This window comes from Legionella parisiensis (assembly GCF_001467945.1).
In the GTDB taxonomy this organism is placed as follows: Bacteria; Pseudomonadota; Gammaproteobacteria; order Legionellales; family Legionellaceae; genus Legionella; species Legionella parisiensis.
This window is the reverse complement of sequence record NZ_LNYQ01000013.1, coordinates 217692-243713: the sequence shown is the minus strand read 5'-3', so window position 1 is coordinate 243713 and position 26022 is coordinate 217692. Positions and strand designations below refer to the sequence as shown.

Genomic DNA, 26022 nt, shown 5'->3' with positions numbered 1-26022 from the left:
CTTTCTCGCACGTGTCATAAAACTCAGCATCTATTTCATTTATAAAAGGAGTAATTGATGCCTAATCCACGTACAATTTTTAAATTTATATTCCACTCTTGAGCCTTTTAAAAAATCATTTTTATTAATTTAAAGAACTTGCCACCAAAAGATAATGAAAAAAACACATCATAAAAATAAATATTCATTGAGTCAAAAGATAACTTAACTCACTGAAAGATAATCAAAAAATCAATCAGATCAAAATAAATGCACATTTTGCAAAAACTACTATACTTTTAAAACTTGGACGAACAGGAATTGAGTGATATGGATGCCATTCAATTAGCTCTGAATGTAAATTTAAAAAGGACCATTCCCAGCTCACAACGATTTTTTTTCAAACAACAAGAATTATCCGAAGCTACCTACCCATTGTTCATTTCGTATCTTGCATGGCTTAGAAAAATTAAGGCAACCCCGAATCAATTCGATGTGATGTATCAAAATGAACAAAAAAATCGTGAGTTCAGATTTTTATGCAAACGCAACTTATTATTTTTTTTGACCGTTACCGGACAATTTAATGTCATTGAAAAATTATTTAAAACCCCATCTTTTACAACAAAGTTTTGTCATTTAATCACTTTAATTAAAAAAGAGCATTATAAGAGAAGACAAAAAAAGAGCTCACTCTTAAACGTAACATTTCTACCCAAAGCAAAGAGCCACAGTCGGGATCAGAAACATAATCTGTATTTCTTGCCGAAAATGAGCCTATTCAACCATGATATCAAGCAAACTCACCAATTATCATTTGTATATACGGTTAGAAGATTAAAAATTGTTTATTTGGTATACATCAACAAGATTGAGCTTTTAAGAAAAACTTTAAACACAATTCAAACCAACCCAAATATACACTCTCATCTTAAAAAAAACTTGCTACATCAAATAACAATGCCTCATCGAAGTGCATCAAAAAATAAAGCATTGTTCACAGCGCCCATCAATCAAAATTCGCAAACATCTAAAACTTTTAAACTCATACTTCAAGCATGGAAGCAATTACATGATGTTTTAGGAATGAAATCAATTTTCAATCTATACAAAAAATTAAGCTTAGAAAAACACCATAAGGATGAGAATACTACCTCTATGAAACGTGTAGACGAACTAGATAATTTAGTGCAGGGGGACTATTCGTTATATGATAAAGTCGACTTAGAAAAAACACATGATGTATCAGCAGAAGCCAGGCCTCTTTCCAAACTTGCAGAGGAATACGAAATACGAGGAGACGTGGAACAGACAATCGGAGCATGCACGCCGTCATTCGAAGGTTCAAGCGCCGCATCGACGAAGCAATCCGCCACTTCCTTAGCGCTGGGGAAGAGATCTAATATAAAAGACAGTCCATTTATGAATTATCATCTTACTTTCTTTTCGCCGCCACAAAAAAATGAACAATCTATGGCGTTTGAATCACACTTCAATTTTTGTGAACAAGAAACAGCAAATAAAATTAAGGCCGGTTATTAAAAAAATATGATTGATTATTGTTGCAGCAAAGCTGCAACAAAGTATACATTAGCGATATAAAATATTACGCTTTTTATATTATGCGTTCAATGCATTCCATTCCCCCTAAATAGGGTCTTAGGGCCATTGGAATATGAATATTTCCGTGTTTATCCTGATAATTTTCCATCAACGCAACCAAGGTTCTCCCTACAGCAAGGCCTGAGCCATTTAGAGTATGAACCAATTCAATCTCGCGTGTTTGTTCGTGTCTGTATCGTGCTTTCATACGGCGTGCCTGGAACGATTCCATATTAGAACAGGATGAGATTTCTCGATAAGTATTTTGGCTGGGTAACCAAACCTCTATATCATAAGTCTTTGCTGAACTAGGCCCCATGTCGCCTGTACAGAGGGTTACCACACGATAGGGTAATTCTAAACGCTGTAAAATTGATTCCGCATGGTTAACCAACTGCTCCAAAGCAAGATAAGAGTCTTCAGGCTTCGTAATCCAAACCAGTTCCACTTTTTCAAACTGATGCTGTCTAATCATTCCTTTAGTATCTTTACCATAAGAGCCTGCTTCACTGCGAAAACAAGGTGTATGACAGACATAACGAATAGGTAAAACGTGTTCATTTAAAAGAGTATCGCGGACTGTATTTGTGACAGGAATCTCTGCCGTAGGAATCAAATAATATCCATGCTCTCCAGTTAATTTAAATAAATCTTCTTCAAATTTTGGTAATTGACCAGTGCCTAATAAACTGTCTGCATTGACAATGTAAGGCACATAAATTTCTTGATAACCATGCTGTTGTGTATGAATATCCAGCATAAATTGAATCAGGGCTCGATGCAATCTGGCCAGTTGATTTTTCATAACCACAAAGCGGCTTCCTGTAAGTTTCGCAGCCAAAGCAAAATCCATTTGACCTAGACCATCACCTAACTCATCATGAGATTTAACTGGGAAATCAAATGGAGAAATCTTACCCCAACGCCTTACTTCCTGATTATGCTGCTCATCTTCACCAACAGGAACTGATTCATGAGGTATATTAGGCAATCTTAAAGCAATCGCTTCAAGGTGCTGTAATAAACCCTCCAGCTCCGCTTTTTTTTCTTCTAGCTCCTTAGCAAGACGATTCATATCTTCACGCATTGGCTCTATATCTTCACCACGAGCTTTTGCTTCACCAATGGCTTTAGAGCGCAAATTACGCTCATTTTGCAATCCTTGTGTTGCAACTTGGAGCGCTTTGCGTTTTTCTTCTAAAGCGGTAAAAGATGAGACATCAAACTTAAAACCGCGCTTTAACAGCTGCGTAGCAACAAATCGCGGATCATCCCGCAATAATTGAATGTCTAGCATAGGATATCACTCTAACTAATTAATTTATTTGTAATCTATTTACCTAACAATTCCACGCGTGGATTGATTTAATGCATCAATCATTAAAACCACTTCAGGACATTCATTTTGCATCAACTCTAATTCAGCAACTGCTTGTTGAACGGTTAACCCTTTGCGGAAAATTATTTTGTAAGCACGTCGTAGGCCATCAATTGCTTCAGATGAAAATCCTCGTCTACGTAACCCCACAGTATTAATTCCGCATGCAGAAGTTGTATCGCCAGAAATCATCAAATAAGGAAGCACATCTTTAGCTACATAAGAAGCTCTGGCAATAAAGGCGTAGGCACCAACATAACAAAATTGGTGTACCGCGGCATAACCGCCTATATTTGCATAATCACCGACAGTTACATGGCCTGATAGTGCAGCATAGCTTACCAAAATAATTTGATTGCCAATCATGCAATCATGTCCTACATGGGAATACGCCATTAAAAAGTTTTTATTTCCTATGCGGGTTACCCCACCGCCTTTAACAGTTCCTCGACTAATCATGCAATATTCGCGGATGATATTGTCATCACCTATTTCTAATCGAGTCGATTCGCCTTTATAAGTAATATCTTGCGGCTCATCGCCTACAGAAGCAAATTGGAAAATTTTATTATTTTTCCCAATAGTTGTTGGCCCTTCTATTACAGCATAAGGACCAATCCAAGTATTTTCACCAATTTCAACATCAGCACCAATTACAGCGCCAGGACCTACTGATACCCCTTTTGCCAATTTTGCAGAGGGGTGAATTATCGCTCGTTCACTTATCACTTTTGAATTTCCTTTGCAGCACTTAATAAATCCGCGGAACAGGCCAGTTTATCACCTACATAAGCTTCGCCATGCATACGCCAAAACTCTCTTTTTCTTGCTATTAAATTTACTTCCAAGCGTAATTGATCTCCTGGTGTGACCACGTGTTTGAATTTTGCATTATCTATACCTGCAAAAAAATGCAAAATTCCAGCATTTTCTTCGGGTGTTTGAGATAATCCTGCTAAAAGCCCACAGGCTTGTGCTAATGCTTCCAACATCAATACGCCAGGCATAATTGGATTTTCTGGAAAATGACCGGTAAAAAAATTCTCGTTAATCGTGACGTTTTTTATAGCCGTCAAATGTTCAAATGGTTTGTAGTCCAGTACTCTATCTACCATAATCATGGGGTAACGGTGCGGTAATATACTACAAATCTGTTTTATATCTACTGGTTCACTCATACGTAGTTTCTCGCTTAAATAAGTATGCCTTGTGGTCCAAAAGTGAGGTCAAAGGAAAAAACATTATCCTGATTTACCTGGTTCAAATCAATTGTTAATGTCAAAAACTTATCCTTATCTTATTAGAGTTTGCTTCAATTTCGCTAGCTTGAGCCAAAAGAGAGCATCAGTTCGAAGAAAATTAGGTCATTTTAGTCAAAATAGTAGAAAATAAAGCAAACCCTATTCAATATGGCTTAACTTCTTTTCTAAAGCGCCAAGCTTCACTATATAATCATCCAATCGTCGAAATCGTGCCACATTACGACGCCAACGGCGATGTTCATGTACTAAGGTTCCGGATGAATAAATTCCGGGTTTGGCAAGAGATTTATTTACTGTGGACATCCCGGTGATTACTACATCATCTGCTAAATGTACATGAGCAGCAATGCAACTAGCCCCACCAATAATACAATCTGCGCCAATTTGCGCATACGCACCTAAAGCTGCACATCCCGCAATGATTGTATTTTTACCAACTAATACGTCATGTGCAATCTGGACCAAATTATCAATGCAAACCCCTTCTCCCAAATAGGTATCGCTTAAAGAACCTCTATCAATCACAGTATTAGAACCCACTTGTACTTGATTTGCGATAATAACAGCACCAACACTATAACTTTGGTGCCACTGCCCATGTTCTTTTAAATAATTGAAAGGGGATGCGCCAATAATACAGCCTGCGTTTATAACTACATCAGCCCCCAGCTGGCACCCTGCATGGATCACTACTTTATGCCCAATCTGACTGTTTTTACCAATTTGAACAGAAGACTCAATAACAGTATTTGCACCTATTGTAACCCCATCAGCAATTTGAGAATTTGCACCAATGACGCTGTAAGCGCCTATCGATACACCTTGACCTAATTGAGCAGATTGATGAATTATGGCTGTAGGATCAATACCTGATCTTGAAAGTCCAGGCGCTGATAAAAGCTGGGCAGCCTGCATCATTGCTTGAAAAGGATTAGATACAACAATACAGTTTCCCTGATACAAATGGTGATCTTTGGCTTTGAGTATCACTGCGCCTGCTAATGTCGTATCCAGGGATTCGCGTAATACTGAATTATCATAATAGGCGACATCGTGTGATGTAGCTCGGGTCAGAGAAGCAAAACAAAAAATGGCGTGATTGGCATTTCCATGCCACACGCCACCTAAATGCTCTGCTAATTCTGCTAAAGTTAGCAACGTTACATCGCCGAATTAATTAATTGCTTTTACAACTTTATCAGTTACATCAAGAGTTGTTGCGCTGAAAGGAGCTGCATCTTTTTGTACAATAAGGTCGTACTTGTCATCTTTAGCTACTTTTGCAATTGCTGCACGAACTTTAGCATATAATGCTTCCATTGCTTCGTTGTTTGCTGTGCTTAATTCTTGTTGATATTGCTGTCCATCACGCTCAAATTGTTGTTGTGCGCTAACAATTTTCTTCTCTATATCTTTTTTCTGAGACGCACTTAGAATCGCACTATCACGTTTGAACTTTTCCATATCTGCTTTAATACCCGCTTCAATAGCAACGAGTTTATCACGACGTGGCTTAAATTCTTTCTCCAATTTTTTTTGGATTTCTTTTATTTGACTGGAAGTCTGCATGATCTTTTGTAGATCAACTACACCAATTTTTGCTGCATCAGCAAATGCGCTTGCGCCAAACACGCTGAAAACAAAGGCCACTAAGACCAGACCTAACCGTTTCATAACTAATCTCCTAAATTAAAGAGCATGATGCTAGCACAATTCGAAATAGGTTGCGATATATACAGCGTGATTTTCGATAATTTGTAATAAATAAAATAATTCTCTCCATCCCCCTCCGAATTGGAGGAGCATGGATTGAATATTATATTTTAGAAGCCTGAAGATAAAGCAAATTGGAAGAGTTGCTTCTGATCAAATTGCTGTGGATTCAATGGCTTAGCCAAGCTGAATGCCAAAGGTCCAAAAGGAGAACGCCATTCAAGAGAAACACCCGCTGAATATCTCATAGGGCCTTCATACTTCCCAGTCAAAGTAGACAAAGTATTGACAGCGAAAACGTTACCCGCATCAACAAAAGCCATTGTCCGCATATTGTCCCGACTCAAAGGATAGGGCAGGATAATTCCAGCGGTTCCGCTGAGTAATAAGTTACCTCCCACAGAGTTACGGAAATTATCCAATGGTCCCAGAGAGAAACTGTCAAATCCGCGTACCTGCCCTGGTTGTGCAGTACCCCCTGCATAATAGTTCTCGAAAAATGGCAAGCCTTTATTGTTAAAGGAATTTCCATAACCTGCAAACCCTTGTACGGAGAAAATCCATCCTCGAGTTATAGGTTGGTACATACGTGCTTGGTAAGAGCCCTTATAATAAGACAACGAATTCGAGCTAGCAGGTAAAGCAATTACAGCTGACAGCTGTTGATTAATCCCTCTTGTTGGATATGGAAATTGATCGTAACTGTTTCGATTCCATCCTGTAGATAATCGAATTTCCTGGAAATGATTTCCATACATTTGCACAAAATTCTTAATGGCTATTACATTTCCGACACTTTTGATATCTACATCTTGATAGCCATAACCCAATTGCCATCTGCTCGTTTCACCTAATGGTATACTATAATTCACATCAGCACCAAAACGGTTCGAGCTGTATGTACTTACATTAAGGTTTTTGGGATCGACACGAGCATAATAAAGATTTAGACCTCGCCCTATACCTGTTTCGGTATAAAAAGGGTTATAGTAGTTTATAGTATAGTCTTGCCCCCATTTACTTGCAGTAAACGCAGCTCCCATCGAACGTCCAGTACCCATGAAGTTATGTTGGTTTACTGAAGCATTCAATTGATAACCATTAGTACCATAGCCAATCGAAGCACTCGCTTCAGCAGAAGGCGCTTCTTCTACTTGCACATCTAAATCAACCTGATTATTTGCTTCTGGTACTGGATTGGTTTTAACATCCACATTTTTTAAATAACCTAATAAGCGCAATTGTCGTTCAGACTCTTTAATGTTATGCAGAGATAACAGTCCGCCTTCATCCTGACGAATGACACTTCTCAGTACATAATCACTCGTTTTGGTATTGCCATGGAATTTAATACGGCGAACATAAACATGTCGGCCTGGCTGCACCATAAAATTAATGAATACGGTCTTGTTCTCTTCATCGATTTGAGGCTCTGCGTTAATCGCAGGGAACCCATAACCTACATCTCCTAAAGCCAAACCAATTGCGGAAATTGAGTCAGTGACTTTTTTGCGTGAAAAAACTGCACCTTTTTTGACTTGGACTAATGAATTAATTTTTTCCGGTGGCAATATTGGCTTTCCTACTATTTTGTAGCCTGAAAAGTGATATTGCGGTCCCTCTTCAATATGGACATTAATATAAACGTCTTTTCTGTCTGGCGACAGCAATACCTGCGACGATATGATCTTAAACTTCAAATAGCCTCTGTCCATGTAAAAGGAACGTAATGCCTCTAAAGATGCATCCATACCCGACTTGGAGTATTGATCCTTTTTAGTAAAGTAGGTAAAGATACCGGATCGTGATAAAGCGAATTCTGGTAACAATTCGTTGGTAGAAAAATCGTGGTTACCTATTATTTTGATTTGTTTAATTCGTGAGACACGCCCTTCAGATACTGTAACGGTAATTCCCACTCTATTATCAGTTAAAGGAGAAACTCGAGTTTCTATACGCGCATTATATTTCCCGCGTGCGTTATAAGCTTGCTTTAATTCTTTTTCTAATCGTTCCAAAGTAGATGTTTGAAAGACACGACCTTTGACTAAGCCCATTTCTTTGAGGAAATCTTTCATCTTATCACTAGGAATTTCCTTATTACCTACCACGGTAATTGAGCCTATTGTTGCCCTTTCAATTACATTGACAATTAAAACATTGCCCTGACGCTCCAATGAAACAGATTGAAAAAAACCAGTATCATAAAGTGTTCGAATAATCTCAGCAGTTGATTCTGGACCTATCTCCTCTCCAACTTGAACAGGAATATAGTTAAGTACCGTTCCCGTAGAAACACGTTGCAAACCGGTAACTTTAATACTTCGAACCACAAAAGTATCTGCTGCGATTGTTTGTGAAGACCAGGCTATGAGCGAGGAGCAACAAACACCTAATATTAATTTACTACTGATTTTTCTCATTATTATTTTACGCCCAGTACTACGTGTACTTTTAATAACCAAATTCTGTACACTTAAAAATGAAACACTTTTTATAGGAAGTAGAAACTACTGTCAAGTTTTTGTTCCCTGACTTTGCCAATACTTTGCGATTGATGGGTGATTAATATCTCTGACTATCCTGCCAGTCTCGATAAATCATTCGTCAATGCGATAAACATTAGAGCGGCTAATAGCAATAAACCTAAATAAGCACCTGCTGATTTTAAATTATCCGATACAGGTTTACGTCGAATGGCTTCCAATAAATAATACAGTAAATGTCCACCATCGAGCATAGGTATGGGCAATAAGTTCAATGCACCTAAGCTAATGCTCACAAGAGCAAGAAAAAATAAATAGGAAGCTAACCCGCTGCGCGCAGAATCACCCGCTCCCTGAGCTATGCCTACTGGTCCACTAATACTATTTAATCCCAATTTTCCAGTAACCAATCTACCCATTAAAGTAAATGTGGTAGCGGTCAATTGTACGGTTTGTTTTAATGCAGTACCTACAGCGGTTAATGGATCCTGTCTTTCTAAACGTAGCCAATGTTCCGGCCAATTGACTTTTTGTGAACGTACTCCTAAAAACCCTTCCACTTTCCCCTTATTTTCCTGGCTGCCAGTTTGTATTACGACTTTTTGTATAGTACCTTTTCTATTAATGGATAAAATCAGTTGTTTCGCCGGGCGTTCCTGCACATAACTAACCAAAAACAACCAGTCGTCAAAAGGCTTTCCATCCACACTTAATATGCTATCACCATTTTCTAATCCTGCTTTTGCTGCTGGGGAATTTGGAACAACTTCCCCAACTATAGGAGGGATTGAAGGAATAAAAGGTTCAATCCCTAGACTCCCGAGCGGATCTGGCTTTTTACTATCTAGCTGCCAATTAGCCAAAGGCAAGGAGACTTGATGTCGATGTCCATCAACCATAGATTTTAGCGTTAGTTGGATCGTTTCCTGAGAACCTACAAGAGGCATGATCGCATACTGAAAATCGCGCCAGCTGTTAATCTTAGTGTCATTCAATGCCACAATTTCTTCTTTGCCATTTATTCCAGCAAATGCTGCAATACTATTAGGCTTCACCGACTCAATCATAGGTGCTAAAGACTGCATTCCTATAACCAATACCCACCATAAAGCAACAAAAGCGAAAAGAAAATTAAAAAAAGGACCGGCAAGAACAATTGCCGTTCTTTTCCAAAGAGATTGATTATTAAAAGCCAGATGACGTTCGTTCTCAGCAACATCTCCTTCAGATTCATCAAGCATTTTGACATAGCCGCCAAGAGGAAACAAAGACCAAGCATACTCGGTTCCTTTTTTATCACGCCAATGTGCCAAAATAGGGCCAAAACCAAAAGAAAAACGTAGCACTTTAACACCGCACCAACGCGCGACTTGAAAATGGCCATATTCGTGAACTGTAACCAGCAAGACTAAGGCCAAAAGAAAATACAGCAATGTTGAAAGCATATGCAATCCCAAATGAAGTATACTCGGGAATTACTCCCTAAAATTCTCCGAGATTTAGGTAAAAGTTCTTTCCTGCTATTTCACACTCACCAATAAAGTAAGTCCGAAATAAAATAAAGGTAAAGCTGCAATTAAACTGTCCAAACGGTCTAAAATACCCCCATGACCAGGAATAATAGCGCCTGTATCTTTTAAATGACAACGACGCTTCAAGATACTGATGAATAAATCACCAAAGATCGCAATAATTATAGTACATATGGCTAAAACGAACCAATGAACTGCGACAAGCGGATTAAAATAACTATAACCAATCCAAGCAATGAGCATGGACAAAATAACACCTCCAGCAACCCCTTCCCAGGATTTTCCAGGGCTAACTCGCGGAATTAATTTATGTTTTCCTAAAAGCTTTCCACTAATATACGCTCCTGTATCTGAAACCCAAATTAAAAACAATAAATAAACTAGCAAGGCTTTACCATGCGGCAAATAGTATAAGTGAATAAGACTTTGCACGAATAATGGTAAAAGCAACAGACATACAGCCGCTACAATAACAGGATACCCCCAATACTTTTGGGATCCTGGAAAACAAAGGATAGCAAGAATATTTAAAGCCCAAATAATTAATCCAGCAAATAACCAATAAGAAAAAAGATAATTACATGCCCACAAACAAAAAAACATCAAAACTAAAAATCCAGCTTGAAAAGCCCAGTTTTTCAAAGGAATTAATTGGAGGCACTCCCTGCTTGCAGCAAAAAAAACAAGCAAAACAATTCCTGCCAAAAGCCACTGATTGCCATAAAAAATAAGCCATAAAACTAAGGGCACTAAAATGAGTGTTGTAATTAAGCGTTGCAAGAACATAATTTTGCCCTTCTTAGTATTAAAAATTAATTAGGATATTTGTCCAAATCTTCTTTTTCTTGTGTTAAATGAAGCTAAAGCCAACTCTAGTTCCTGTTCACCGAAATCGGGCCAATGAACCTCACTAAAGTATAACTCTGTATAGGCAAGCTGCCAGAGGAAAAAATTACTGATTCGCAACTCCCCACTGGTACGAATAAATAAATCAGGATCGGGCAATCCTTCCGTATCCAAATAATGAGCAAATTTGGTTTCGTTTATCTCTTCTACAGACAATTCTCCCTTCAATACGGAGCGCGCTATTTTTTTTGCCGCATTTACCAGATCCCACTTACCACCATAGTTTACAACTACATTTAAAATTAATTGCTGATTTTTTGCTGTCAAAAGCTCAGCCTCTCGCATTTGCTTTTGCAATATAGGAGAAAGCACACTACGGTCTCCAGTAAATCGCATGCGTATTCCATGCTGATTCAATTCAAAAATTTCTTTTCGCAAGGACTCCAGGAATAATTCCATTAAAAAATTAACTTCCTCTGCTGGTCTACACCAGTTTTCAGAGCTGAAAGCAAATAAACTAAGGCAAGGAATTCCTTTAGTCATGCAGCAGCGAATCATTTTTTTTACTGATTCAACGCCCGCTTTATGACCTTCAATACGGGGTAGTCCTCTACTTTCAGCCCAACGACCGTTTCCATCCATAATAATGGCAACATGCTGAGGAATTTTTTGTTCCAAACTACTCTTCCCAATGTAATAAATGGTGCATAGTCTAACCTTTTTAATACAAAAATGTCACTATTCACCCTTGTATGTTAACAATATAATGCACTTTTTTAGGAAAAAAACACAAGAAAGCGATTTACCAAAATGAGTGAAGGACATGATTTTAAATTTGTTATTCAAGAAACTATGAAAAAGTAAACACATTACGAAATACCTACCAAGTAATGTATAATTCACCCACCAAATTTGACTGTATTCTATGGAGCATTACATGCAAAAAAAAGCACCCTTGTTGCTCATGATCTTAGATGGCTGGGGCTATAACGAAAATAATCATCATAATGCAATTGCCCAAGCCAACACGCCTCAATGGGATGAATGGTGGGAAAACTGTCCTCACATTCTTTTACAAGCATCTGGATTCGCAGTCGGTTTACCTGATGCGCAAATGGGTAATTCAGAAGTAGGACATATGCATATTGGTGCAGGCAGAGTAATACAACAAGATTACACACGCATTAACAAAAGCATAAAGAATGGAGAATTTGCCAAGAACCCAGTTTTCCATGAAGTAATTTCTACCTTACAGAAAACTGGAAAATCCTTGCACATTATGGGGTTGTTTTCCCCAGGAGGAGTCCACAGTCACGAACATCATTTATTTGCCCTGCTCAACCTATGTGCCCAACAAAAATTTACTTCGGTGTTTTTGCATTTATTTTTAGATGGGCGTGATACTCCACCACAAAGTGTGCTCCACAGCTTAGAGCGGCTTAATGCAGAGCTAAATACACATCCGGTTGGCCGAGTATGTTCGATTAGCGGGCGCTATTATGCCATGGACAGAGACAATCGTTGGGAAAGAATTGAGCCAGTCTATACTTTATTAACTCAAGGTAACAGTGAGCATCATTTTTTGGATGCAGAAACAGCCATAAAGTCTTATTATCAGCAAAATCTGTCTGATGAATTCATACCTCCTACTCTTATAGGCGAAAAGAAACCAATCGAAGATGGAGATGCCGTGTTCTTCTTTAATTTTCGAGCGGACAGAGCCCGGCAATTAACCACCGCTTTTATTGATCCAACATTTAAAAAATTTAACCGCTCTGCACAACCTCAATTATCCTATTTTGTCAGTATGACTCAATATGATAAAAACTTACCTACGACCCAAGCTTTCCCTCCTATTCCTTTAAATAATACTTTAGGGGAAGTTCTCGCAGCTCATGGATTAAGTCAATTACGCATTGCAGAAACAGAAAAATATGCCCATGTAACTTTTTTCTTCAATGGTGGCAATGAAAATGTTTTTACTCACGAAAAAAGAATCTTAATTGCATCCCCCAAAGTCACCACATATGATTTACAACCTGAAATGAGCGCCCCCCAATTAACAGAATGCTTGATCGAGGCAATTAACAGTCATGCTTATGACGTCATTATTTGTAATTATGCCAATGCCGACATGGTAGGGCATAGCGGAAATTTTAAGGCGACAATCCGCGCAATAGAATGTCTTGATCAATGCATGGGTAAAGTCTGGAATGCGCTGGAAAAACAAGGTGGAAAATTACTCATTACTTCAGATCATGGCAATGCAGAAGAAATGTTTGACGAAACAACACTTCAAGCACATACTGCTCATACTAGTGAACCTGTACCCTTAGTATACGTCGGCGGTCAATGGCATTTTTCCCGGAGCGAAGGAAGCTTAATTGATATCGCACCAACGATGCTTGCTTTACTTGGTATTACTCCTCCAGAGGAAATGACAGGTCATCAATTGTTAGAAAAAAATACCCATGAATAAACGGAATTACACTGTTTCTTATAATTTATGTTGCTCTGAGGTTAAGCATTACTGCACCCAGAGTTTTATAGCGATCAGACAAAAATTAACATTTAATAGCAGACCTCTTGCGAAACTTGCGGTAGAAATGCGAAGAGATATTCGGCGCAGAACCCATGTTACCATCTTTAGTATGCTTTTCTCCTTTAGTGTGCATGCAGAGTCGGCTTCTACTGTGCTGCAAACGCAAAATAAGTTAAAGCAATTGGATGCTCAAATTAGAAGCCTTCAACAAAACCTAAACTCAGCTCACGATAAACAAGGCGTTTTAAATAAGGAATTGTCAGAAACTGAAAAGCAAATTGGTGAAGGAGTTCATAAGCTACATTCCATACAGGATGATATTAAGAATAAAGAAAATAAAATTAAGGACTTACAAAAACAGGTCAATCAATTAAATCAACAACTGATTACCCAACAACAATTATTAGCCAACCATGTCCGTGCTCGTTACCAAATGGGGGAATATCAACCGCTTAAATTATTACTTAATCAGAACGATCCCAATAAAGTGAGTCGAATTCTAACTTACTACCAATATATTGTTAAATCACGGCAACAACTTATTGAGAAAATCGATAAAACACGCGTCAGTCTTAGTGAAAGTAAAGAAAATCTCCGGGTGGAACTTATCGCTAACAAACAACTCAAAGCAGAGCTTACTCAGCATCAGCAACAACTGCAACAGAATAAAAGTTATCATACTACTTTAATTCAATCACTTAATCATGAAATTCAAGATAAACAAAACATCTTGCGGGAGGTACAAAAAAATAAAGAGAATTTAGCACGCTTGCTCAAGTCATTAGCGCAACAAAGTAGTACCCCAACAAACAGACCATTCAACCAAACGAGCACTCCCTTTAGTCAGATGCGCAAAAAATTGCCGGTACCGATCCAGAGTCAGAGCCATTCTCTGCGCAAAATGAACCAAGGAGTGACATTTTTTGCCGAGGAAGGAACAGTAGTTACCGCCGTTTATCCTGGGAAAGTAGTATTTAGCGATTGGCTTAAAGGATATGGTTTGCTTCTTATTATTGATCACGGACAAGGTTTTATGACGTTATACGCTCATAATCAATCTTTGTTTAAAAGCAAAGGCCAATATGTACGGCAAAATGAGCAAATTGCAAGTGTAGGACACACCGGCGGAATTAAACAAAACGGTCTATACTTTGAAATAAGACTAAAGGGTAAAGCTATTCCACCACTTAATTGGCTGTCGTAGATTAAACCCTGGCACCTTAATTGCATTTCAATAATTACAATAAAGAAGATGGCTTATTTTGTAGCCTTGCATCTGAGGAGATCGCTATGTTGATTAGAAAACTATATCCACGCTCGCTTGCGATAGTATACGCGTTTACTCTTATGTTACCTCTGACAAGTTTTGCAGATGATGAGGCCAATACAGATACTTCTACTAGCTCCAGTACCACTAAAGCGGTTCCTTTAGAAGATGTACAAAGATTTTCTAATGCTATAGGCGAAATTAAAAAATATTACGTTAAGCCGATTGATGATAAAGAACTTTTTGATAATGCCATTCGTGGTATGCTTAGTGGTCTTGATCCCCATTCCAGTTATTTGGATGAAGAAGAGTTTAAAGACCTGCAAACATCAACAAGCGGTGAGTTTGGTGGTTTAGGGTTAGAAGTCACTATGGAAGATGGTGTTGTTAAAGTAGTTACTCCTCTCGTTGACACTCCAGCCTTTAAAGCAGGAATCAAATCTGGAGACTACATTATTAAATTAGGAAAAGAATCCGTACAAGGTCTTTCTCTTAAGGATGCGGTCAACCTCATGCGTGGTAAAGCTGGAAGTACTATTCAATTGACTGTGTTGCGTAAAGGGATTAACAAAGCACTAACTTTTGATTTAATAAGAGAAATTATTCAAATAAAAAGTGTACAAAGCAAAATGCTTTCTCCTGGCTATGGTTACATTCGCTTAACTCAATTCCAAGCATTGACTGGAAAAGATATGTTGCAAGCTATTGATAGATTAAAACAACAATCTGACGGAAATTTAAAAGGTCTAATACTGGATTTACGTAACAACCCAGGAGGATTGCTTGATTCAGCAATTCAGGTTTCTGACGCATTTCTTGGTAAAGACGAATCAGGTAAGCCAGAAACAATTGTCTCAACTAAAGGACGTCTACCTGGCTCAGACTTTACTGCCATATCTAAGGGAGTTGATGTCTTACATAATGCCCCAATGGTTGTATTAATTAATAATGGTTCTGCATCTGCGGCCGAAATTGTAGCCGGTGCGCTTAAAGACAATAAACGAGCTGTTATTCTTGGTACAACAAGCTTTGGTAAAGGTTCAGTACAAACCGTGTTACCATTAGATGAAAAAACAGGCATTAAGTTAACTACTGCTCTTTATTACACTCCATCAGGAACATCAATTCAAGCTCAAGGAATAATACCTGATATCGTGGTTAATGAGGTGGAAATCCCTAAAACTGCTGCGAAGCCTTCTGATCTCACAGGCTTTAGTGAAGCAAGTCTTAATGGACATTTAGTGAATAAAAATAATTCGGAAACTACTAAAACCAAAGATATCAAGGTGAAAGTAGATGATTTAATGCATAATGATTATCAGCTCTATGCTGCTTTGACAGTCCTGGAAGGTATGGCTTTAGCAAACAGATAATTAGCAACTGAACGTGAAGAGGAGCCAAGGGGTTGGCTCCTCTTCTTTTTTATAGAGTAAAAGTTGTAGCCTGGATGCTACTCATCAAATACTTTCAGCAATTTAAATTAAATTAGGCCGTAAGTATGTGCTTCTTATAAGAAACCCCATTTTTATCTAAATTAAAAGTACCCATTACCCCAGTTCCAGGTTCAAGCGCCAACAAATGTGTTGCAATTGCCTGACTGGAAAAATCCGCATGCGTTTTCCGAGCAAGTAAAGCACTACTATGAAGCAGATGGAATATATCAAAAGCATAGCCTGCTTCACTGACAGGATGACTAAGGTATTCTTGTTTGTATTGAGCAATAAATTCTGGTTTCATTGATTTAGTCAAAACAGCAGCATGTTTGTGATTGGGGCTTTGGGCCTGAAAATTATTTTTTCCATCAGAAATAATTGTATTATCGGTGAGACAAAAATGAATGATATTATTTAGTTTTGCCAAAGGTGCCACTAAAGTCCCACTTTCAGATCCTTCTGTCAATAATACATTAATATGATGTGCCTCGATAAATTTTTGCACGGTTTTTGCTGCATGAGCATTATTCGGCATTTTATCCAGGGTATAAAACTCATAATTAATCTCTGAGGATTGTAACTGATCACGCGCAATTTCCATTGCACCTAGCATATTTCTACCAATAAATGCAGATTCCTTGGAAAAAGGAGCATAAATACCAACATTGATTGTCATTTTGGTTTTATTTTGAGCTTTGTCCAAACCTGATGCCGCATCACAAAAACTTACTGCTATGAGCGATACAAAAAAAGCACCTAAAACGGTGTAAATTTTTGATAAAAAATAGTTCATATTCATCATCCTAATTGATTAGACTTATTTGCTTCAAATTGCTGCGCCCTTTAATACCCGCTTGATACACTCCACTGATAGAGCTTATTTGTTTGTCCAGAAGAGCAGTAAAATTATTTTGCTATGAATAGAATCTAAATACAATGGTTGGGATTTAATAATAATTGTGCGATAATCTCCACAAAATTGACATATTTTCGAATACAATGAACTATATTAAATCAACTTTATTACTGACCGGTTTATTTTTTTTCTCTTTTGCTCAAGCTAATGTTCAATCGTATTTTGACCAAATAAAAAATGATTCCAACGCCTTATATGCTTTTTTTAAGAGTATGCCCAAAGGTGGAGAATTACATTATCACTTAGCTGGAGGCGCATATCCAGAAATCATGCTGGAACTCGCATCTAAAGATAATTATTGCTTAAACACAACCACTTGGGCGGTCAGTAAAAACCCTGCTGCATGTCATGGTGTCGACACCAAAGATCTGCTTAATCATCCCGAGCTCTATGCAAATACGGTCAAGAGTTGGTCTATGAAAGATTTTATTCCAGGAAAAGAATCTGGTCATGATCATTTTTTCAGCTCATTCTACAAGTTCAATGCAATAGTTGCTGATCATCACCCTGAATTGGTCGCAGCAGTGCTGCAAACTGCAGCGCAACAAAATGAGCATTACATGGAGTTAATGATTTTACCGGATAACGCTCATTCAGCTAGCTTTGGTGATCTTCTCAAAGAGACTACTTCCTTTAGTCAAAAAAGAAAGCTTTTATTAGCAAACCAGGATTTTCAAAGCAATATCAATTATACTGCAATAGAAGCCAATCGAATAATACAGCAAGCACATCAGGAATTAGGCTGTGATACCAATCCAGAAAAAAAAGCATGCCAAATCAAAGTTAAATTTTTGTATTATTCTCTTAGAGAACAATCTTTAGATAACCTTTTTGCACAAACACTGAATGCTTTTGAAGCGGTAAGCCAATCAATGGAAAGTAAGGGCGCTCTCGTTGGTGTTAATTTGGTACAGCCCGAAGATGGCATTATTTCTTTACGTGACTATCGCAAACAAATGCAAATGTATGAGTATCTACACGAAGTATATCCACAGGTTAATATTGCATTACATGCAGGTGAACTAACTCAGGAAATTGTGACTCCGGAAGAATTGGATTATCACATTCATGATGCACTTTTTATCGGTCAAGCCCAGCGAATTGGACATGGAGTAGATATTGCCCAAGAAAATAATGTAAAAAGCACTTTAAATTACATGGCTAAGCACCATAAGGCGGTAGAAATTAATCTAATCAGTAACCTTAAAATATTAAAGGTTTCAGGTCGCAGCCATCCGTTGAATTTTTATCTTCAACACCATATTCCTGTTGTTTTATCCACTGATGATGAAGGCATATTGCGGACCAATTTAAGCCAGCAATATGTAGAAGCTGTATTGAATCATGATTTGGATTATCAAACCTTAAAACAAATCAATAGAAATGTACTAACTTATGCATTTTTACCTGGAAACAGCATTTGGTCCGATGCAGATAAAGCCCAATTAATCCCTGATTGCCAAAATTTAGAGAGTAAAAGCTGTCAGCAGTTTATAAAAGCAAACGAGAAAGCACAATTACAGTGGGATCTAGAACAAAAGCTACGTGCATTTGAAAATAAATTTTAAAATCTAATTTTTGTGGTTTAAACTAACGAAGCGTAACCCTGGGAAAATCTATATCTACAGCAAAAAAACCCGGGTTACGCGCACCCAGGCTACACTTTTCATTTATTCAAAACGATACGATTAAATTTTGAATGGATCTCGTAAAATAATTGTCGAATCACGCTCTGGACCAGTTGATAATATATCAATAGGCACCTTGAGCAGATTTTCTATTCGTTTTAAATAAGCAAGAGCATTTGCAGGCAAATCATTTAAGTTTGTAATATCAGCAGTAGATTCGTGCCAACCAGGCATTTCTTCGTAAATAGGCTCTAAACCTTGGAAATCAGCGGCTGCTTGAGGAGGACGAGAAATTAAATTACCGTTTTCGTCTTTGTAAGCAACAGCAATGCGCAAGACATCTATTGTATCCAGAACATCCAGCTTCGTGATGCATAATGCCGTAATACTATTTAACTCAATTGAATGTTTTAATAGAACAGCGTCAAACCATCCACAGCGTCTAGGTCTCCCGGTAACAGCCCCAAACTCCTGACCTCGTTCAGCAATCTGTTTACCCACTTCATCAAAAAGCTCTGTAGGGAAAGGACCGCCGCCGACACGTGTAGTATAGGCTTTAGTAATCCCTAAAATATAATCAATATATTTGGGCCCAAATCCTGCACCATTAACTACCGACCCGACACAAGTATTTGATGAAGTAACAAAAGGATAAGTGCCATGATCAATATCCAGATAGACTCCTTGCGCTCCTTCAAATAAAATATTATCTCCTTGCTCCCTATGCTCATGCAAACAAGCAGAAACGTCAAAAGCCATTGGACGTAATTCTTTAGCCCATTGAAAAGCAGAATCCAATATAGGTTGAAGCTCCACAGCAGGCTGCTTGAAATATTGCGTTAAAATAAAGTTATAGTAATCTAAAAGATCAGTTAATTTTTTTTCAAAACGCTCTGGATGAAATAAATCGCTGACTTTTAATGCACGGCGGGCAATTTTGTCTTCATACGCAGGTCCTATACCACGTCCGGTTGTACCAATCGCTGAGTCTCCCATATGCGCTTCGCGTGCTTTATCCATTGCAACATGACAAGGAAGAATCAATGGACAAGCCATACTAATACGTAAGCGGGAACGAACATCAATTCCACTTTGCTCTAATTCTTTAATTTCTCCCAATAGGGCATCGGGCGAAAGAACTACACCATTTGCAATGTAGCATGTAACATGAGGTCTTAACATGCCTGATGGAATAAGACGGAGAACTGTTTTCACCCCATTAATTTTTAAGGTATGACCTGCATTATGTCCGCCTTGATAACGGACAACAACCTGCGCATCGTGGGTTAATAAATCGACAATTTTACCTTTGCCTTCATCGCCCCACTGCGTTCCTAAAACAACAACGTTTTTACCCATGATCTACCTTAATTTGCACAATGCTTGTTCATCGCTCTAAATTACGAATCACTAAACCAATTTCAATAAAAATATTTACTACTTAGCCCTATGTGGGGCTCTCAAATGAAAATATTCCGAAGGTACGCGCACATAGCCATTGATGTGATGCATTTTCAGAATATTTTTCACTCAAACTGCCTTAAAATCTGAGCGCTTTCTACGATATAAGGGCAGGGATGATAGTTACCAAAATCTGACATTATAGTTACTTTTTAGCAGGTACACCATCATTTTTTGGTATAGCCGCTTTAAAATAATCAAAAAATGCGCTACTTTGATCCAATACCAAAATATCTCTTTTACTATTAAAACTCTCTTCGTATGCGAGTAAGCTGCGAAATAAAGTAAAGAAATCCTTGTTTTTATTGTATGCATCCGCATAAATTGATGCTGCGCGTGCTTGTCCAATTGCTCTTACTTTTTGTGCGTTACTGCGAGTTTTTGCTAACAAGACCATGACATCAGCGTCAGCCTTTGCTTTTATTTCTTCAGCAGCTGCCTGGCCGTCAGCACGATGCCTGTTCGCAATTTTCTGCATATCTGCACGCATGCGCTGATAAATAGCATTACTGGTATTGGCTGGCAACTCTATGCCTTTAATACGTACATCAACAACGATAATACCTAATCCACCTGCTTGCTTTTGGGCAGCTTGACGCAACAATTCCGTTAAATCGTCACGGCCGCCAGATACTACCTCGGGAATAGTACGTTTACCGAACTGAGCACGCAATAAGGTATTTAATTGTTGTTCCAATAATGTTTCTGCTTTAAATTCACTACCCCCAGTTGATTTAAAATACTGAGCCAAATCAGTGATTTGCCATTTAACATAATAATCAACCATTACGTCCTTTTTTTCCTTAGTAACAATACGGGTCGATTTAATATCCATTGTCTGAATACGGGTATCAAAAATGCGTACATTTTCGATAAACGGTACTTTAAAATGCAATCCAGGATATAAGACTTTAAATTTATGAGTCGACTCATCATCGACCAAACGGCCTAAACGCAAAAGAATACCTTGCTGCCCTTGTGTTATGGTAAATACACTGGTCAGTAAAAAGAGAAGTATTAAAAAGCTCAAAATGCCAAGGGTTCTACCCATAGTTTTCATTATTCATTTCTCCCTTGTCGATAAATAGGTCTGGTAAACTCACGACCATCGACCAAATTCTCTGTCTCACTGGATTCATCATCCACTTTACCGTTTTTTGCAGTCTCATGAGAGAAACCTGAGTATTTTTCAAACAACTTATCTAAAGGCAGATACATCAAATTACCTGTTTTGCTATCAACAATGATCTTTGTGCTCTTGCTTAATACTTGTTGCATTGTTTCCAAATACATACGTTCTGCTGTAATTGTTGGAGTTGCAGTATATTGAGGAAGTAAAGCCAGGAATTCAGAGACCTCCCCCTGGGCATTCAAAACCACCTGTTTGGAATAGGCTTCCGCTTCTTGTTGGATACGACTTGCCCTTCCTTCAGCAATCGGTACTACCTTCGCTGCGTAGGCATAAGCTTGCTCTTTAAAGCGTTTTTCATCTTCCTGTGCCTTAATCGCATCATCAAAAGCCTCTTGTACACTTTCAGGTGCACGTGCTGGTTGGGGTGATACATTAACAATCAAAATACCAGTTTTATATAACTCCAATGTTTTTATTAGAGTATCTTGTACTTTGTTGCCCCAAACTTCACGTCCTTCAGTAATCATTTGATCTAGCGTAGTTGTACCCACTACTTGTCTTAGAGCACTTGAAGTAGCTTGCTGCAAACTTTCTTCGGGGTTAGCCACATTAAATAAATAATCCTCAAGATCACCGATGCGATATTGTACCGCTACAGATACAGAAACCAGATTTTCATCTCTGGTAAGCATTTGTCCAGAATAGGAGTAATCCAACACTCTGTCCACATTCATGATGATTTTGGAAGAAATAATTCTTGGGATCCAATGTGGTCCTGGACCCACAGTTTCAACGTATTTACCAAAACGTAGAATGACCGCTTGCTCCGCAGGATCGACAATAAAGATGCCAGAAAGTACCCAAAGGATAAAAGCAATTAAAATAACTACTAGAGTCATCAAACCACCATTTGATTTTTTGGTCGGTTCATTACCTGTTTTAGCTGGACCTCCTCCAAATAACTTCTTCAATTTGTCATGAACGCGTTTAAGAGCTTCATCCAAATCTGGAGGCTGATTTTTACCCTTCCAGGGATCTTTCCCTTTATCTGGCTCATTCCACCCCATGTACTACTCTCCTGGCAAATTCTAAGAAAACTAGAATTCTATGGGGTATATGAAGTTTAAGCAAGTTCTCCGAATGTAATTAGCTCAATATGGATTCTTATTTTTTTCACAGAGCATGAATTTCTTTACATAAACGGATGTAATAAGAGGGTTAAATCCTGAGGCTCCTATTGACACTTTCCTCTAAGATCAATATCCCAAATATCGACTACAACATCATTTTCAGTAATAAAAAATTGGTCGAATAAATTAATGCTTGGGTCGCAATGTGGAACAACAAGTTCTAAAACCTCACCATTTGCTGGTAATTGGGAACCACTTACAGCAATAACTTTGCCGTGCTCATCACCAAATCCACCCCAATCATACTCCAGCCCGTAATGACTGATTATCTGGGGCTTTTGTTGATCTACATAAATAGATTTTGTACCTGCATCCACTGTAACGTGCTCTGTCCTATTATTACTGATGACTGTGGTCAAAAGTGTCATTGCCGGTTTAAATGTGTTAAATTGCTTCTCATTTTTTTTTGAACCAATAGTAGAGTATTGAACATCCATAACAGTATAAGAGCCGGGTTGAATTTCGGTTACTTCCGTCGCATCAACATCTATATCATAAGTCCCCGTGCCACTTCCGGTTAATATAGGGCAATTAAGACCGTTTTCTCTAAAGCTTTTTACAAGATTGCTGGCCATTTGCATCGTTTGCAATGATTTCCTTCTTCGTTCACTAAAGGAAGAAATATGCTGTAAGTTACCCGCATAACATTGAATTCCCATCAAGTTTAACCAGGGTAATTGCTCAATTTCCAATGCAAAATTTAAAGCGCTTTCTGGTTTAATACCTGTACGGCCTATTCCCGGATCCACATCCACTAACACATGAATGATTTTTTTATTGCGTGCTGCAGCTTCATGTAAAGCAATGATATTTTCTTTATTATCAACGACTATTAAAGTAGAAGGAGCTTTTTCCAGGCATGAAATAAGTCTGGAAATTTTATTTTTTGAGACAATTGGAGAGGTAATCAATACGTTGGGTATTTCATTCTGAATCAAAACTTCAGCTTCTGAAATTTTCGCAACACTAACACCTATTGCGCCATATTCAATCTGTAAACGAGCTAGTTTGGAGCACTTATGGGTTTTACAATGAGGCCTAACATTTACATTATTTTCAATAGAATGTTGATGCATGGCCTCTAAATTGGATTTCAAAATATTTTTATCAATTAATAAACAGGGTGTATCCAACTCTGTTTTTCTTAGACCTAAGGCTGTCTTTGACATTCTATTCCTCATGAAAAACTTGGCCCCGTTTACATTTCGCTAGATGAGCCAAATCAGGCTGTTTTCAAGCACTGAAGCAGAGCGTACACCTGGTATATGAGCTTCAGAGACCAATTTGGCCAAGATAGTAAAGGAAATAGGTCTAGTCTGCACTTAGCATTACTCGAATTCCTATATAAACTAACAAGCCACCTAACACTCGGCTCAATGCTAACTGAAAATGAGTAAATACTCTTCGAACATTATCTGATTGCAGGAATAAAACGAGCAACGGCCAATAAAGCACAGACTCAGAAACAAACACTCCGGCAACTAAAGCTTTATCACCAATTGATGCGTGCATTGAGACAAACTGAGTAAACAAGCTAAGTAAAAAAACTGCAAGCTTTGGGTTTAGAGCATTACACAGGACACCTTCAATATAAGCTTTTGTAACCGTAATATTTTTTACTGAAGAAAAGTCCTGACTTATTTTGATGGATTGCTTGAGTTTTAAGCCTTTTAATCCAAGATAAATTAAGTAACATGCGCCTGCATATTTTATCATGGTATAAAGAACAATACTTTGAGTAATAATGAATGCCAATCCCAGAATACAATAAGTAGCGTGGAAAAGACATCCGGTAACAATACCTAAGGCGGTGGCTAAGGCCTGACGTTTGGGATATAAAAGTGCATTTTTTGTAACAAGTATAAAATCTGGTCCCGGACTTATCATGCCAATAAAACAAATCATGATTAAAAGTAACAAGCTAATATTCATAGTCACTACATCTCGATAAAATAGAGCCGCACCCACAATTTTAATTCAATGTTCCTATAATATCCATCCTAATATAGAGATGGCTCCTTTATACACTATTTAAGGTTTTTCCATCTCTATTATAAAGACATGCAACAGCTATTCATCTTGACTTATAACGTAACTTCGCTGCTAAAAGTAGGTTCTCCAGAAGAATTTTCAATTACCTCATGCACTTTCATTTTAGGCAAAGTTTTAAACATATCATCATAGATAATCTGTGTCCTGGTTCCTGGATGGTTACGAGCATATTCTTTTACTGTTTCCCAATTACATCTCCCCTCAGCAATCAGCCAACGCATAGTACTCCAAGGGTTGGTAATTCTTTGATTTGCATAAGCTTCGTTATAGCGTCGTACAAATTCCGCATAGAGCTTTAATGGAGGCTCATCTCCTCTTAATGGTACCGCAGCAGCTGTTGGCAATAAACAACCCTCAGAACTCCCTTCCGAGCGGCGACTGTACTTGCGCGTAACCAACCGTTCTACAGCAAAAGCTGCGTCACTAGGTCTGCCAAAAAGCTGGCGCAAGGTACTCCCCCAGGAATGATCCACATAAATTATATTATACAATGCGCTATTAGCTAAATGGCAGCGGTTCACAAAAGGATCGACCAACTCAGGTCTAGTATCCATATAATCGTCAATTTCTTTGAGCAAATCACCACGTTTACCTGCTAATAATTGACACAGTTCCTCATCTTGCGGTGGTTCGGCGCCGCGACAAAGCAACATGGCAACCCCATGAAGCAAATCTTTGTCGTTTCGGTTATTAACCAACTTTTTACAAAGTGCTTCAATTGCATTTTCGCCTGTTTGCTTATCTTCCCCAAAATTTTTATTTCTCGCCTCGAGTTTTAGTTGTTCTACTGGAGACTCTTCTAATAAAGCTTCAAGTGCCTTTATCTTGCCTTGTTGTGCCGCCAACAGTACTGGGGTATCTTTCAGCTCGCCTACAGGATTAGCCACATCAGCCCCACTCCTGACCAAATTGATCACCCCTGAGGCAAAATCCAATGCTATAGCTTGGTGTAACGGTTGAAAAGGAATACGCTCTTCGGTAAGACGTGTCGCTGCATTCACGTCAGGTTTACAGGCTAAGATTTTTAGCAATAATTGACGGTTTCTAATGGGCAAAACCAATGACAATAAGGTTCGAGCCTCTTCATCACGTTTGTTGACGTCAAAAACATTATTTTCTAAAAGATGAAAAGCCAGCTTAATTTTATTGGCAGCAATTGCTTGATGCAAGGGCGAACCAATATTTTTATCGCGAACTTTACTTAAGACTACATCAATAAAACCTATCAAATCAGAAGAGTTCTCTTCATGAACAGGGTTTTTATTTCTTTCCTCGTGTTGTTGAATCAGATAATTCAAAACGGTCAATTGAACGCCACCTTCCGTCCAGTATGGACGCTCAAGATAGTCCGTTTCTATTTGCAACTTCTGCTCAATGAATAGATTAAATCCTTCTAGTCCTGATTTTATAGCTGCATTTATTTCAGTGATAAATTCCATGTTACGTCCCCTGTAATATCCTTCCGGATTTATATTACACATTGGACAATAGAAGATCAAAAGAATAGTTATATTTTCTACAACACCGTCAGGACCCTGTGATTTAATTATCTAAGCCAACTGTCCTGCTTCTCAAGTACCAATGCACACATACTTATGTAGAT

At 38.2% G+C, this 26022-nt stretch carries 21 protein-coding genes; 5 read left to right on the top strand and 16 right to left on the bottom strand.

Features of this window, described 5'->3' with window-relative positions; translation table 11 throughout:
• Positions 1 to 309: 309 nt before the first annotated feature.
• Entirely contained in the window at positions 310 to 1521 is a 1212-nt protein-coding gene (locus Lpar_RS07150) for a hypothetical protein (RefSeq protein ID WP_058517299.1), read from the top strand.
• 73 nt (positions 1522 to 1594) lie between these two features.
• Here Lpar_RS07150 and serS read toward each other — a convergent pair whose 3' ends face one another.
• The 9 genes from serS to Lpar_RS07105 form a co-directional block, all read right to left on the bottom strand.
• Positions 1595 to 2878, bottom strand: a complete 1284-nt coding sequence (gene serS / locus Lpar_RS07145; RefSeq protein WP_058517298.1) for a serine--tRNA ligase — start codon at positions 2876 to 2878, stop codon at positions 1595 to 1597.
• A 39-nt stretch (positions 2879 to 2917) separates the two neighbouring features.
• Entirely contained in the window at positions 2918 to 3688 is a 771-nt protein-coding gene (lpxA, locus tag Lpar_RS07140) for an acyl-ACP--UDP-N-acetylglucosamine O-acyltransferase (protein ID WP_058517297.1), read from the bottom strand.
• On the bottom strand, positions 3685 to 4137 hold the full coding sequence (fabZ, locus tag Lpar_RS07135; RefSeq protein ID WP_058517296.1) for a 3-hydroxyacyl-ACP dehydratase FabZ: 453 nt from the start codon (positions 4135 to 4137) through the stop codon (positions 3685 to 3687). The genes lpxA and fabZ overlap by 4 nt, the downstream gene beginning before the upstream one ends.
• 222 nt (positions 4138 to 4359) lie before the next feature.
• Positions 4360 to 5379: a UDP-3-O-(3-hydroxymyristoyl)glucosamine N-acyltransferase gene (gene lpxD, locus Lpar_RS07130; protein WP_058517295.1), complete on the bottom strand. Its 1020-nt coding sequence runs from the start codon at positions 5377 to 5379 to the stop codon at positions 4360 to 4362.
• Between the two features lie 15 nt (positions 5380 to 5394).
• Positions 5395 to 5895: an OmpH/Skp family outer membrane protein gene (locus tag Lpar_RS07125; protein ID WP_058517294.1), complete on the bottom strand. Its 501-nt coding sequence runs from the start codon at positions 5893 to 5895 to the stop codon at positions 5395 to 5397.
• 149 nt (positions 5896 to 6044) lie between these two features.
• Positions 6045 to 8357: an outer membrane protein assembly factor BamA gene (bamA, locus tag Lpar_RS07120; RefSeq protein ID WP_058517293.1), complete on the bottom strand. Its 2313-nt coding sequence runs from the start codon at positions 8355 to 8357 to the stop codon at positions 6045 to 6047.
• 155 nt (positions 8358 to 8512) lie between these two features.
• On the bottom strand, positions 8513 to 9865 hold the full coding sequence (gene rseP, locus Lpar_RS07115; protein ID WP_058517292.1) for an RIP metalloprotease RseP: 1353 nt from the start codon (positions 9863 to 9865) through the stop codon (positions 8513 to 8515).
• A gap of 75 nt (positions 9866 to 9940) precedes the next feature.
• The gene (locus Lpar_RS07110; RefSeq protein WP_058517291.1) at positions 9941 to 10738 is read right to left on the bottom strand and encodes a phosphatidate cytidylyltransferase; all 798 of its coding nucleotides are present in this window, start codon (positions 10736 to 10738) and stop codon (positions 9941 to 9943) included.
• 30 nt (positions 10739 to 10768) lie between these two features.
• The gene (locus Lpar_RS07105; protein WP_058517290.1) at positions 10769 to 11476 is read right to left on the bottom strand and encodes an isoprenyl transferase; all 708 of its coding nucleotides are present in this window, start codon (positions 11474 to 11476) and stop codon (positions 10769 to 10771) included.
• A gap of 259 nt (positions 11477 to 11735) precedes the next feature.
• Here Lpar_RS07105 and gpmI point away from each other — a divergent pair, with 259 nt between their 5' ends.
• The 3 genes from gpmI to Lpar_RS07090 all read left to right on the top strand — a co-directional run bounded on the left by gpmI (position 11736) and on the right by Lpar_RS07090 (position 15980).
• Positions 11736 to 13277, top strand: a complete 1542-nt coding sequence (gpmI, locus tag Lpar_RS07100) for a 2,3-bisphosphoglycerate-independent phosphoglycerate mutase (protein WP_058517289.1) — start codon at positions 11736 to 11738, stop codon at positions 13275 to 13277.
• 127 nt (positions 13278 to 13404) lie between these two features.
• Positions 13405 to 14544 carry a murein hydrolase activator EnvC family protein gene (locus Lpar_RS07095; RefSeq protein WP_420324266.1) on the top strand — a complete coding sequence of 380 codons (1140 nt, stop codon included), beginning with the start codon at positions 13405 to 13407 and terminating at the stop codon, positions 14542 to 14544.
• An 86-nt stretch (positions 14545 to 14630) separates the two neighbouring features.
• Positions 14631 to 15980 (top strand): S41 family peptidase, encoded by a 1350-nt coding sequence (locus tag Lpar_RS07090; protein WP_058517287.1) that lies wholly within the window; start codon positions 14631 to 14633, stop codon positions 15978 to 15980.
• 112 nt (positions 15981 to 16092) lie between these two features.
• Here the strand turns inward: Lpar_RS07090 and Lpar_RS07085 are convergent, their stop codons facing one another.
• Entirely contained in the window at positions 16093 to 16833 is a 741-nt protein-coding gene (locus Lpar_RS07085; protein ID WP_058517286.1) for a type 1 periplasmic-binding domain-containing protein, read from the bottom strand.
• Between the two features lie 206 nt (positions 16834 to 17039).
• Between Lpar_RS07085 and Lpar_RS07080 the strand changes: the two genes are divergently transcribed.
• Positions 17040 to 18524, top strand: a complete 1485-nt coding sequence (locus Lpar_RS07080) for an adenosine deaminase family protein (protein WP_058517285.1) — start codon at positions 17040 to 17042, stop codon at positions 18522 to 18524.
• Positions 18525 to 18644: 120 nt separating this feature from the next.
• Here Lpar_RS07080 and Lpar_RS07075 read toward each other — a convergent pair whose 3' ends face one another.
• The 6 genes from Lpar_RS07075 to ankC form a co-directional block, all read right to left on the bottom strand.
• Entirely contained in the window at positions 18645 to 19943 is a 1299-nt protein-coding gene (locus Lpar_RS07075; protein ID WP_058517284.1) for an adenylosuccinate synthase, read from the bottom strand.
• A gap of 247 nt (positions 19944 to 20190) precedes the next feature.
• Positions 20191 to 21105, bottom strand: coding sequence for a protease modulator HflC (gene hflC, locus Lpar_RS07070; protein ID WP_058517283.1), 915 nt, complete (start codon positions 21103 to 21105; stop codon positions 20191 to 20193).
• Complete coding sequence (hflK, locus tag Lpar_RS07065; protein ID WP_058517282.1) at positions 21105 to 22244, bottom strand: FtsH protease activity modulator HflK; 1140 nt, start codon at positions 22242 to 22244, stop codon at positions 21105 to 21107. Before hflK ends, hflC begins: the two co-directional genes overlap by 1 nt.
• Before the next feature lie 167 nt (positions 22245 to 22411).
• Positions 22412 to 23536 carry a DSD1 family PLP-dependent enzyme gene (locus Lpar_RS07060; RefSeq protein WP_058517281.1) on the bottom strand — a complete coding sequence of 375 codons (1125 nt, stop codon included), beginning with the start codon at positions 23534 to 23536 and terminating at the stop codon, positions 22412 to 22414.
• A 142-nt stretch (positions 23537 to 23678) separates the two neighbouring features.
• Positions 23679 to 24335, bottom strand: coding sequence for a LysE family translocator (locus Lpar_RS07055; protein WP_237759358.1), 657 nt, complete (start codon positions 24333 to 24335; stop codon positions 23679 to 23681).
• A 116-nt stretch (positions 24336 to 24451) separates the two neighbouring features.
• Positions 24452 to 25858: a Dot/Icm T4SS effector AnkC/LegA12 gene (gene ankC, locus Lpar_RS07050; RefSeq protein ID WP_058517280.1), complete on the bottom strand. Its 1407-nt coding sequence runs from the start codon at positions 25856 to 25858 to the stop codon at positions 24452 to 24454.
• Positions 25859 to 26022: the final 164 nt, after the last annotated feature.